This window comes from Micavibrio aeruginosavorus EPB (genome assembly GCF_000348745.1).
GTDB classification, from domain to species: domain Bacteria; phylum Pseudomonadota; class Alphaproteobacteria; order Micavibrionales; family Micavibrionaceae; genus Micavibrio; species Micavibrio aeruginosavorus_A.
In genome coordinates this window covers 1,415,191-1,426,956 of the sequence record NC_020812.1, presented here as the reverse complement: position 1 = coordinate 1,426,956, position 11,766 = coordinate 1,415,191, and the positions used below count along the sequence as shown (strand labels likewise).

Annotated in this window: 13 protein-coding genes; 4 read left to right on the top strand and 9 right to left on the bottom strand. The window is 56.5% G+C overall.

The genetic code is table 11. From position 1 onward, the window contains the following. The first annotated feature begins 8 nt into the window (after positions 1-8). The 3 genes from A11S_RS06640 (at position 9) to A11S_RS06630 (ending at position 2,189) form a co-directional block, all read left to right on the top strand. On the top strand, positions 9-488 hold the full coding sequence (locus A11S_RS06640; protein ID WP_015467731.1) for a (deoxy)nucleoside triphosphate pyrophosphohydrolase: 480 nt from the start codon (positions 9-11) through the stop codon (positions 486-488). Beyond that, positions 485-1,237 carry a class I SAM-dependent methyltransferase gene (locus tag A11S_RS06635; protein ID WP_015467730.1) on the top strand — a complete coding sequence of 251 codons (753 nt, stop codon included), beginning with the start codon at positions 485-487 and terminating at the stop codon, positions 1,235-1,237. The genes A11S_RS06640 and A11S_RS06635 overlap by 4 nt, the downstream gene beginning before the upstream one ends. Before the next feature lie 91 nt (positions 1,238-1,328). Then, a complete protein-coding gene (locus A11S_RS06630) occupies positions 1,329-2,189 on the top strand; it encodes a chorismate mutase (protein ID WP_015467729.1) in 861 nt (286 codons plus the stop codon). Here the strand turns inward: A11S_RS06630 and A11S_RS06625 are convergent, their stop codons facing one another. The 6 genes from A11S_RS06625 to A11S_RS06600 are packed head-to-tail and all read right to left on the bottom strand — an operon-like array spanning position 2,190 to position 6,800. Beyond that, entirely contained in the window at positions 2,190-2,948 is a 759-nt protein-coding gene (locus A11S_RS06625) for a DUF2125 domain-containing protein (protein ID WP_041803042.1), read from the bottom strand. It lies immediately after the preceding gene. Next, positions 2,945-3,706, bottom strand: coding sequence for a lysophospholipid acyltransferase family protein (locus A11S_RS06620; protein WP_015467727.1), 762 nt, complete (start codon positions 3,704-3,706; stop codon positions 2,945-2,947). Before A11S_RS06620 ends, A11S_RS06625 begins: the two co-directional genes overlap by 4 nt. Continuing rightward, a complete protein-coding gene (locus tag A11S_RS06615; RefSeq protein ID WP_015467726.1) occupies positions 3,703-4,350 on the bottom strand; it encodes a YdcF family protein in 648 nt (215 codons plus the stop codon). The genes A11S_RS06620 and A11S_RS06615 overlap by 4 nt, the downstream gene beginning before the upstream one ends. After that, entirely contained in the window at positions 4,347-5,318 is a 972-nt protein-coding gene (locus tag A11S_RS06610; protein ID WP_015467725.1) for a cell division protein FtsX, read from the bottom strand. Before A11S_RS06610 ends, A11S_RS06615 begins: the two co-directional genes overlap by 4 nt. Next, positions 5,318-6,031, bottom strand: coding sequence for a cell division ATP-binding protein FtsE (ftsE, locus tag A11S_RS06605; RefSeq protein WP_015467724.1), 714 nt, complete (start codon positions 6,029-6,031; stop codon positions 5,318-5,320). The genes A11S_RS06610 and ftsE overlap by 1 nt, the downstream gene beginning before the upstream one ends. Before the next feature lie 19 nt (positions 6,032-6,050). Then, positions 6,051-6,800 (bottom strand): hypothetical protein, encoded by a 750-nt coding sequence (locus A11S_RS06600; RefSeq protein ID WP_015467723.1) that lies wholly within the window; start codon positions 6,798-6,800, stop codon positions 6,051-6,053. A 110-nt stretch (positions 6,801-6,910) separates the two neighbouring features. Between A11S_RS06600 and A11S_RS06595 the strand changes: the two genes are divergently transcribed. Further along, positions 6,911-7,669, top strand: a complete 759-nt coding sequence (locus A11S_RS06595) for an MJ0042-type zinc finger domain-containing protein (RefSeq protein ID WP_081604766.1) — start codon at positions 6,911-6,913, stop codon at positions 7,667-7,669. A 6-nt stretch (positions 7,670-7,675) separates the two neighbouring features. On the opposite strand, the gene A11S_RS06590 is transcribed toward A11S_RS06595, so the two are convergent. From A11S_RS06590 to A11S_RS06580, 3 genes are read right to left on the bottom strand one after another with little or no spacing between them, the layout of a single operon-like run. Beyond that, positions 7,676-10,162, bottom strand: a complete 2,487-nt coding sequence (locus A11S_RS06590) for a DUF4175 domain-containing protein (RefSeq protein WP_015467721.1) — start codon at positions 10,160-10,162, stop codon at positions 7,676-7,678. Continuing rightward, positions 10,159-11,454, bottom strand: a complete 1,296-nt coding sequence (gene lysA, locus A11S_RS06585) for a diaminopimelate decarboxylase (protein WP_015467720.1) — start codon at positions 11,452-11,454, stop codon at positions 10,159-10,161. Before lysA ends, A11S_RS06590 begins: the two co-directional genes overlap by 4 nt. Beyond that, positions 11,454-11,684: a hypothetical protein gene (locus A11S_RS06580; RefSeq protein ID WP_015467719.1), complete on the bottom strand. Its 231-nt coding sequence runs from the start codon at positions 11,682-11,684 to the stop codon at positions 11,454-11,456. The genes lysA and A11S_RS06580 overlap by 1 nt, the downstream gene beginning before the upstream one ends. Between the last annotated feature and the right edge of the window lie 82 nt (positions 11,685-11,766).

The window sequence follows — 11,766 nt, the reverse complement described above, 5'->3', positions numbered from 1 at the left end:
AGAAGTTCATGGTCCGTTTTGTTAAAAAATCGATTTCGTGTGAAGAGGCGCTGGACTTACCGCGCCCGACCTGTGCGCCCAAACGCACGGTGTTTGTCGTTGCGGCGGCGTTGATTGATGCGGATGGGCGCGTGTTGATGGCACAACGGCCCGAGGGCAAATCCATGGCGGGCCTGTGGGAATTTCCCGGCGGCAAAATGGAGCAGGGGGAAACCCCGGAATTCGCCCTGATGCGGGAAATTGAAGAAGAATTGGGTGTTGAAACACGCCCGTGCTGTTACACGCCGATTGGCATGGCGTCGCATGGGTACGATGATTTTCATTTGATCATGCCGCTTTATGCGTGCCGTGTGTGGCGGGGCGAACCGCAAATGCACGAACATGCGGGTTTGAAATGGGTGTTCCCGCATGAAATGTATGCCTTGCCAATGCCGGAGGCCGACTTGCCACTGATCCCGCAACTTGAAACCTATCTGGGGCGCGGATGAGCACGGGATCAATCTATGATCTAAAAGCGTTTTACGACAGCCGATCCGGGCGGCTGGTGCGGCGGATTTTGCTCGATCATTTGATTCCCATGTGGCCGGATGTAAAGGGTTTGCGCGTTGTCGGGTGCGGCTATGCCACACCCTATCTGCGCCCGTATATGAAGGATGCCGAACGTGTCATCGCGGTCATGCCCGCCCGGCTGGGGGCCCGTGTCTGGCCGCGCCATGAAAAAAATCTGGTGTGCCTGGCCGAGGAATCCGAATTGCCACTGGAAACGGAATCAGTGGATCGCATCTTGTTGGTGCACAGCGTTGAACATGCCGAAATCCTGTCCCCAAACCTCCAGGAGTTGTGGCGCGTGCTGAAAAGCAGTGGGCGCATTATTGTTGTTGTGCCCAATCGTTTGGGCTTCTGGGCGCGGGCGGATTGGTCCCCCTTTGGCCAGGGGCAACCATTTTCGGCATCACAAATCGTGCAATTGTTCCGCGATCATTCCTTTGTGCATGAACGGACCGAGCGGGCATTGTTCCTGCCGCCGGTGCGCACATTCCTGATGTTGCGGACCTTCTGGTTCATGGAACGGATCGGGGCGCGGATCATGCCGGGGTTATGTGGCCTGCATATTGCGGAATTCAGCAAACAGCTTTATGCGGGTACGACCGTTTCCCAAACGGCCAAGGTTAAAATCCGTGGTCGGCGCATCCTTGTGCCCAATGCCTTGAGCGGCGGGCGGCGAGAGCAGGGATAAGCCCGTCCCGTAATCCGGTTTATCTTGCGGGGCGTCATGTGCCTTGCTATGGTTAATCCCTTCCAGTTTTTATTCTCTCCCGGAGTTCCCCATGGTCGATAGCGTTGATGATTTACGGCGTGAAATCGATGATCTCGATAATAATCTGCATGACCTGCTGATGAAGCGGGCCGATTTGGTGAAAAAAATCGGCGAGGAAAAACGGCGAAACAAGATTCAGGTGATCCAACCCGATCGTGAGGCGGTCATGATCCGTCGTTTGATGGACCGCCATCATGGTGCATTACCGCGCCATGCCGTGGTGCGGATCTGGCGTGAATTGGTCGGGGCTGTGTCGCTTTTGCAAACCGATGTGAAGGTGATTGTCTGCGCCCCGGATGAGCAGATGACCGAAGCCTGGGACATGGCCAAGAATTATTTTGGCAGTGTTGTGCCAATGCAAAAAATGACCAACCCGATGAACGCCCTGTCGATGGTGAAGGAGGGGGAGGTGACATTCGCCGTCCTGCCCTGGCCGGATGATCAGGATCCGAAGCCGTGGTGGGCCTATATGCGCGGGGAATCGCCCGAAAAAATCGCCCATATTGTGGCCAGCCTGCCCTATGGCAGCGGGGTGGACAGCCGCACCCGTCCGGGATTTAAGGCGCTGGTGGTCGGATGCCTGAAATTCAATGACAGTGGCAATGACCATTCCTTCCTGTTCCTCGATTTGGATGACAGTATAAGCCGGGCGCGAATTGTCGATCGCCTGAAGGCGATGGGGCTTACACCGCTCAGCCTGTTGTCGCGCAAAGGGCATCCAGGTCTGGAGCGAACCCAGCATTTTGTCGAGGTTGATCGGTATATCGCCAATGGCGAAATGACGGATCAAATTCTGGTCAAACTGGAAAACACGGACGGCAATTGCATCTGTCTGGGTGGATATCCGGTTATACCGGCGTTGGAATCCTGATCAAAGCCCGAGTGCAACGGGCGGGATTTGCCACAGCATGATCGGCCCGGCATAAAGCCAGCGATCGCGCAGGGTCAGCGGCACAGAGACCGCCATGGCGCCGGTTTCCGGATCGGGTTGTTCAAATCCGCGCATCAGGGTGCTGATCATCATTGCCTTTTGCTTGTCTATGGTGCCGTCCTTGCGAACCTGCTCAATGACGTGATCAATTCCGACAATGCGCATATTCATCATGCCGGCGGGTTGGCCCGCGCTGTCCAATTGTAACAATCCATTGCCAATAAAACGTGACTGGTCCACCGATATATCAAGATTGTGGATGGGAACGGAATTCATTCCCGCGTGAATCGATGGCGGAATGTCGAGGGACAGATGGACTTTTTCCATTTGTCGCCACGTTGGCCACATGGCATCGGTTCCAGGGCCGGTTAAATACACGCCCAGTTCCGCATCAATTCGCAGGCGTGTGTACGGCATAAAGAATCCGCGCAGGCGCAGGCTGGGAATGCTGACGCTGACCATGCCGTCGGGCGTGGTCAGTTTGACGAATCCGGTCAGTGTCGGAATAACAGGAAAGCCGCCAGGTTGGGCGTGGGCGGTGATATCATATCCGCGTAATGTTAAGTCAGCGACGGTACGGGCAATGATTTTTCCGGCCATCATATAGAAGGCGGCCCAATAGGCAATAAAACCAAGTACGATGAGGCCAGACAGCGCGTAGATGATACGTGTCGTCCAGCGTGTGATGCGCCTGTTCATCGCGGCAACCATGGGGATTGTTCGCGGGCTTCGTCCATCAATGCGTTTGAACGGGCCTCAATGTCATGTTGCAATTTTTGCATGATATCGGCGGCGGAGCCGTCTGGTGCGATCGGGGGCAGGAATTCAAAAATGACCCGCCCCGGGCGTTTGATCCAGCTGAGTTTTGGCCAGAACAAACCCGTATTCATGGCCAGCGGAACAATCGGAATGTTTCCCTGTAACGCCATGCGGGCGACGCCGGCTTTGTACGGCTTGTCCGTGGTTGTCGCGTTATATTTCACGCGTGTGCCTTGCGGGAAAATGATGATCGGGCGGTGCTGGTCCTTCACATGGTCCAGCGCGGCGATCAATGACCGCAGGGCATCGCCGCGTTCGGCCCGGTTAATCGCAATCGGGTCGATTTTAGACAAATACAGCCCCCAGACCGGAATGCGGAGCAGTTCACGCTTCAGAACAATCGCCGGGTCATTGAACAGGATGTGCAGTTTGAATGTTTCATATGCCGATTGGTGTTTGGCGGCGATAATCACTGTACGGTCGCGGGGAAAATGTTCCAGACCGCGCACTTCGTAATCCAGATTCAGGATCACGCGTTCCAGGCCATGAACAACGCGAACCCACAACCAGACAACGCCCATAAACACGCGGCGCGGTAAGAGCGCGGTTGGCAAAAGGCTCAGCGCCATCACGGCGGTGACGCCAAAAAATAAAATATTAAAGACCGTGGAGCGCAGGAAAATTTCGAGATTTTTCATTGCTGTTGTTCTTTTTTGTTTTTCTGTGCGCGCCAGAGATCCATATCGAAAATATTCTGCCGCACCCATGTCATCAGGGTTTTGTTATATTCGCTGAACCCCAGCTTCAGAAAATCGCGGCTGCCATCCTCCAGTACGGGGGATTTGATCGGGTGGGCCAGAATTTCGTGGCGCGGCAAAGCGTGATTAAATTCCAGCCATGCCCGCGGTAAATGATAGGTCGACGTGACCAGCCGGACACTCTGAATATCCATGCCGCGCACCCATTGGCTGCTTTCATGCGCGTTTTCTTCGGTGTTGGCGGCGGCGTGCCCCAGAACGATGCAGCAAGGAATGGGGGATATATCCGGTTTCCATTGACGCACGATCTGCATGATGGATACATCCGGGTTCACGCCAGAGATAAACAGATATTCCGCTTTTCCCTGTTCCAGCAATTCAAGCCCGGTGTGAATGCGGTTCTGCCCCCCGGTCAGGACAATAATCGCATCGGTTGCGCGGTCCGGATCATGCGGGCGGGTGAGGGATACAGACGCAAGGAACAGGAGATACCCGCTGATCCACAACCAGAACGCCGCGGCCAGACTATATCCGGCCAGTTTCATCAGGCGTACGGGAACGGGGCTGGGGGTATAGTGGGTCATGGGAATGTTGATAGCACCCGCAAAACCGTAAAACGCGCCGTTGTCGTGGCAATGGCGGCGGCCAGCAACGGGGTCAGGCACAGCAGTGCAATCTGCCCACCGCTTAGCGTGAAATCGGGCAGGATGGCCGCACCCATTTCACCTGATACCCATCCCGTCATTGCCATTGCCAGTGCGCCGGCCAAGGCGCCCGCCAAACCGCCTTTTAGGGCGAGGATCAGCGCGTGGCGCTGGAATTGTTTGGTGATGTATCCATCGCTGGCCCCCATGATGTGGAGCAATTCAACATCGGCCCGGTGTACCGCCATACGCGCACGCACGGCCCCGGCCACGGCGGTCACGGTTGTTACGCCAATAACCAGCGAGATCATCAATGCGCCCAATTGCATGGCACCCGTGAAACGGAGCAGGTCGGTCAGCCATTCTTCATGTGTATCAACGCGGATATTCGATGCGGCGCTGCGCAGGCTGATGGTCAATTGGCCCATGGTCGGTGCATCCGTATCCGGGCGCAGGGCCACGGTAATCAACGCGGGCAGGGGAATGGTATCGTTCAACAGGTTTGTGCCCAGCCACGGTTCGACCAGTTTGCGAATCTCCGCATCATCCATGCGTTGGCTGTCGATAACGGCCGGGTGGGTGTGGAGAATGCTGAGCGCTTTGGCTGCAATGTCATTGATGGCGTCGGCATCACGCAAATTGCCATCCATGTCCGTTGCCGGAATTTCAACCGTCACACGGTTTTCAAGCCCGGATGACCAGCGATGCGTCATGGCCGACAGGGTAAAGGACGCCGCCACGGCCATCATGGCCAGAAATGTCATCAACGCGATCAGGACCATCAGGAATCCAGATCCTGCCCCCTTGTTCAGCGGCAAATCATAGCGGCGTTTTTCCGTTGCGCGGCCCAGCATGCGTTCGCGGCGCAGGTTGAACGGTTTCTTTTTCGGTTTTGCGGGAGCGGTCATTATACGGCCCCTTCCATGACACTGGCAGAGGGCCAGTGTTGCGGTGTGCGGGTGCCCGGTTCAATGCGCAATGATCCGCGTTCAAGGATCATGCGGTTATGGCCGAATTGATCCATCATTTGCTGGTTGTGGGTCGCGATCACGATGGTGGTGCCCATGCGGTTCAATTGTTCGAACAGGTTCATCAAGCGATAGCCGATTTCATCGTCCAGGTTCCCGGTCGGTTCGTCAGCCAGCAACAGGCGCGGGCGGGTAATGACGGCGCGTGCAATGGCCACACGCTGCTGCTGTCCGCCCGACATGGTATTGGGCAGGGTGCGCATCTGGTCGCCCAGGCCGACCCAGTTCAATAATTCCTCAAGATTATTCCGGATTTCTTTTTCCGGCTGCCCCATAATGCGCAGGGGCAGGGCCACGTTATCAAACGCGGACATATGGTTCAGCAAACGGAAATCCTGAAACACCACGCCGATGCGTTGACGCAGGGGGCTGGTCTGCTGGCGCGACAGGCTGCCGATATTCTGGCCGAACATGTTGATCAGGCCACGTGTCGGACGACGGCCAAGATAGAGCAGGTTCATCAGCGAGGTTTTACCCGAACCGCTGGGGCCACTTAAAAAATGGAATGAGCCGGGTTCAAGCGCGAACGAAATATCGCTCAGCACTTCCGGCCCTATGCCATATCGCAACCCGACATGTTCAAAACGGATCATAGTTTACGCACGTCCTTCTTTACTCGTCCTTTTGCCCCAGATCGGATTCATGGGGCGTGATTTGTTTGGCGGCGATATACAGCATCGCCTGCGCCTGGGCATAGGGGGTCGCAATGCTGTTGGCGATCCGAATGGCCTTATCATAGGCCCCGGAATCGGTCAGAATTTTGGCAACGATCTGGGCCTGTTTATCGCGATATTGCGCATCCTCCACCGCGGCCAGGCTGGTCAGGGCGGTGTCTACATCGCCCCGTGCGGCCTGAATTTCCGCGTTTTCACCAAAGGCCTTGTTGCGCAGGGCCACATTGGTCATGGATTGTGCCGTCGCGGTTGCGCCCGCATCATCCCCGGCATAGGCCTGGGACATGGCGATGTAGGTGAGTGCGATGGCGTGTGATGCGGCATGGTCAATTTTACCGGCCTCGGCTTGCAGGGCGGTGAAAACCGGGCCGTATTTGTCGGCGGTCCAGTTCAGCCGCGCTAAGGCCATGCCAATCCCGCGAATGGTGAGGGCGCGCGTGTCCGGGTTTTCAATTTTCCCAATCACTGCGATGGCCTGATCCGTATCGCCCTTGGCGGCGTAGAGTTTGGCAACTTCGCGCAATGTTTGGTCCCGCCATTTTTTGTCCGTGATCGTGTCGGCGGTTTTGTCCAGTGTGCCCAGAATGCACGCCGTGTCCGCCCCGGCGCAGGTCGCATCCTGTGCGCGGGCAGGCCCGCTGGAGAGCAGGGTGAGGGTGGCGAGCAGAATGGCAAAACGGGCGATCATCTGGAAAATCCCTTGGTGGCGTGAAACGGTGCTTTACGGAACACGTCTAGACTCTATATACTGAATCAAGTTTGTGAAGTGAAATATCCCTCCTTTTTGGACTGCTTCCCATGATTTTGACGTGCGAAGAGTGCCACGCCCGCTATCTGGTTCCTGTCCACTCTCTGGCCCCGAACGGCCGGACGGTGCGGTGTGGTAATTGCGGCCATACATGGCATGAAAACTTCCCCGAAACGGAATTGGTCGGGGGGGATGATGCTGATGACGCCATCGACACCTTTGCGGGTGCGATGGATGATGTTGCAACTGCCCCTATGGCAGATATTCCTGATGACGGCCCGGCGGGTGAGCCCATCCCCGAAGGTGTGCGCCCGATTCCGGAGGGATCGTCCGTTCCGGCCCATGTCGGCGGCGATGTTTATGAATTGCGTGGCCGGATTGGCGGATACGTCGCCGCGGCGGCTGTATTCGTTCTGATCATGGGGGGGATCTATACATTCCGTGATGCGGTGATGGAACAATTCCCGCCGTCCAAGGTCGTGTACGAAATGGCCGGCGTGACCATTCTTCCGCCGATGGCGGGTGTAATCTTTGATCAGGTTGAGGCCAAAACCCAATATAACGATCAGGGCGTTGAGGTCCTGAGCGTTACGGGACAGATCATCAATCTGCGCGCCCAACAGCAAAATCTGGCTCCCATCCGTGTATCGTTGCGGGTGTCGGGCGAGGAAACATTGCGTGACTGGGTCATCGATCCACCATCCGATATTATCGGCCCGGAAGAAACGCTGGCGTTTGATACGACCTATCCGGATATTCCGGTGGAAGCCAAGGAAGTGAACGTGCAGTTCACGCTGGCTGGGAAGTAAACGTCTCTAAAACTGCCGCATCAGGCGATGGAAATAATCCAGCTCATAATCCGGCCGCGTCAGCTCGCCGGATTTTTTGCGCAGTTCCTGCATGATGTCATAGATGCGGCGGCGTTCGGCCTCATCCGGCACTTCGACCTTTGATTTGCTCCACGGGTTTTGTCCGCCGTCTCCATCTTCGATCGGGCGGCCCAGCGGGTCGGTGCGCATACCGCCACCGCCAAAGGACAACATGGTCATTTGTTGCAAGCGTTGCTGCAGTTTTTCCGACATTTGCTTTTGCTGGTTCCGCAGCCGGTCCAGCGCATCTTCCTGATGCGGGATGGACCCGCCAGGGTTATTGGTGGCCAATTCGTCGGCGGATTTGCGCATGAATTGTTCGGCTTCACCGATCTTTTCGGGGATTTGGCCCAACGCTTCGTCCATTTTTATCATCAATTCGCCCATGTCATTGCGAATAGAATCCTGTGTGCTTTTTTCAGCGGCGGTTTCCGCTTCGTCTGTTTTGGCTTCTTTTGTTGCGGCCAATAATTTTTCCTGTTGTTCAATAATGTCCTGCAATCCGCCCAGGGATTCCATCATCTTCTTCACATCCTCCGGCAATTGCATGTCGGCGGACGGATCCATGGATTCCATCATTTTTTGCAAATCATTCAACATTTGCTGGGCCGCGTTCCGATCACCGGACATGGCACGGGCCATCATTTGGTCGATATAGGCGGACAGATCCATGGTATTCATGGCCTGTTCCAATGCTTCGGCGGTCATCAATTGTTCCGCGCCGCTTTGGTCCATATTCTTTTGCATCTCCCTGACCATTTCCTGCATGTATTCCGCCATCGCCTGGCGCAGTTCTTCGACAAGCTGGGCCAATTGTTCCGGCGTTGTGGTGGGGTCGCGCAGGGCGTTTTGCAGGGCCTGTTGCGCATCTTTCAAGCCGCGGTAGGCCATGGTCATGTTGCCATCTTCAACACGCAGGGCTACATCCCACAGCAAGGCCACGACGGCGGCCATTTCATCCCGGTTCCCCGGATAGGTCAGCAACCGCACGGCGGCGGAGCGCAGCGCCAGAAAAATAACCGGATCGCCTTGGTATGTGGATGGTGACATGACGATGGTTTCAAGGTCATAGGCGACGTTCGATGCCGCTTCATCCGGCGTGCGGATCAGGCGTTTGCGCATCGTCACCAATTGCCGCGCCAACGGGTGACGGAATGTGCGTTCCGGCAATGTGATGGTGACGGGTTCGCTCAGGCTGGCTGTCTGGCCGCGATGGTCGGTGGCGGTCATGGTGATCTGCACCGGCAATCCCGCCCATGGGTGCCATGCCAGATCAAAAGATGGCGCCGTTTCATAATCCTGACCCGGGGGCGACATGATGGTTTGCGTTGCCGTGTAGTCGGCACCCAGTGGTACGGATTCCGCATCGGCGGCTAACGTGACCGTCATATCCAGCGTTTCAACGCCATAATCATCGTGCAGTTTGACGGGAATTTTGACATCGGCATGCGGCCCAATATCCGATTCACCGGCAATTGTAATTGTTGGCGGCGTATCCGGGATGATTGTTGCCATCCATTCCATACGGTTGAAGACCAATTGGCGGATGCGGAAATGATTGGCCTGTGGGAATGGACGGACCAGCCCGTAATTTCCATCGCCCAGATTATCCATGGCGAAGCTTTGCCCATCGGCGGCCAGAACCGGGGCGGCAATATCACCACCCAGATTATGCCAGTTGCTGCGGACGCGGACCTTGATGTCACTGCCCATCGGCACGGCAATCGGTTTTGCGGGATCGAATTTTGTTTTTTCGCTGAACACCATTTCTGGCACACCGGTATAGGCCGGGGGTGTGATCCATACGGTGATGGTGTCTGCCTTCGCTACGGCCTTTGGCCATGAAAATGGCACCAGCCCGTCATGCACGCGCGCATGCCATGATGGCCCGGCAATGGCCAGCCCGCAAATCACAACCAATGCGACCAAAATACGCAACGCCATCGGGTCCGCCGGGGCCAGAACCGGGCGTGGACGGGGAACACGCAGGCGCGCCAATAATTTTTGCTGTTGGCCGCGTGCAACATCCCACAGGCGGCGCGTATCATCCTTCTGTGGGTTGGCCAGACGGTCATGGGATTGGCTCAACGGGCGATGGGACAGGTCGCTGTCAATTTCCAGTCGGCGGTCAATGTCACTGGCGCGTGGCATTTGGAAGCGGGGGCTGTAGCGCCACGGAATATAAATCAATCCGACCACGAAAATGATCAGCGCAATGACCGATCCCGCCATGCCGAATATTTGCGGGATTTGTAACATCCACAATCCGGCAAAGGCCATGATCCAGACAATAATGCGCCAGATCGATGCCGTGCCGCGTTCCGCCGTAATGATCCACGCCGACAGAGCGCGCAGAAAACCCAGCCGTGCCGATAATGTCATCGGGCGGCGGGATGGGTCCTGTTGCTCGTCATGGCGCGGCGTGTGGGTCATGTCCCTGTTTTATCCGGTTTATGCGCCGTCCATGCCGGAATCTGTTCGGCATCCAACATGGATTCCAGCGTTTCACGCGTGCGGATAACGGCGACATTCGACCCATCGACCAGAATTTCCGCCGCGCGTGGGCGCGTATTATAAGTGGACCCCATTGATGCCCCATACGCGCCTGTATCCATGATGGCCACCACGTCATCATGCTGTAACGGGGGCAGGGATCGGGCGCGGGCGAACGTGTCGCTGGTTTCACAAACGGGGCCAACCACGTCGTAAGTCATATAGGCCCCTTCGCGGTGCTTGCCAGCCGGGCGAATGGCGTGGAATGCATCATACAAGGCCGGGCGCATCAAATCATTCATCCCCGCGTCCAAAACCAGATAACGGCGTGTTTCGGTTTCCTTCACATACAAAACACGGCTGGCCAGAAGGCCCGCCTTGCCGACCAGCAAGCGCCCCGGTTCCAGAATAATCTCAGTGCCCAGAGGCAGGATCATATCGCGGATCAGCGCGGCATAGGAATCCAGGCAGGGCGCATCCTCGTCTTCATACACAATGCCCAATCCACCACCCAGATCGGTGCGGCGGACATCCATGCCATTGTTGCGCAAGTCGTAAACGAAGTCGGACAATTTCTGGAACGCTTCGGCATAGGGTTCCAGCGAGGTCAATTGTGATCCGATATGCAGGCTGATCCCCACGGGGTCCAGGAACATGTCGGATTGTGCCTGCTGGTACAACGCGGCCACACGCGCGGCGGGCAGTCCGAATTTATTATCGTCGCGTCCCGTGGTGATTTTTTCATGTGTGCCCGCATCCACATCGGGGTTCAGGCGGAAGGCCACGCGTGCACGTTTGTTTTTGTGGCGGGCGATGTCCGCAATGCGGTTGAGTTCCGGTTCGGACTCCACATTGATTTGAAAAATGCCGTGGTCTAATGCGGCGGCAATTTCATCGTCGTTTTTGCCCACGCCGGAAAATACAATCTTGGCTGGGTCAATCCCGGCGCGAATGGCGCGGTGCAATTCGCCACCGCTGACCACATCGGCCCCCAATCCCATTTGTGCAAACAGGTTGAGAACGGCCAGATTGGAATTGGCCTTGGTCGCGAACGCGATCAACGGTTGACGATCGGCGGGCAGGGCGGATGCGCACGCATCTTTCAATGCGTTTACATTGTCGCGCATGCGCGATGCGCTATACACATAAAGGGGTGTGCCATGATCCCGGACCAAATCGGTCACGGCAACATGATCGGCCATCAACCTGCCATCGGGTCCGGTGGTGAACATCAGAATTGCAACCCGCTACCGGCTTGATCCGCGTTGGCCGGTTTTGGGGCCGGGGCGCGTTTGCGGTATGTCGGTTCCGGGTCGGTGGCCGGGGCCGGATAGGTTTGCGGGAATGTATCGGGGCTTTGCGCTGTCGCGGGGGCGTCCACATGGCCGGGTTTCACCCCGCACGCCACCAGGGGCATGGACAGAGCCAGAAGACACAGGGTAAAAGCAGACAGTCGGTTCATCTTCAAACATCCCACAAGGCTGAATAGGGTTATGACATATTATAATCTGTGCCGGATAACATCCCTTAACGGGTTGTTTTTG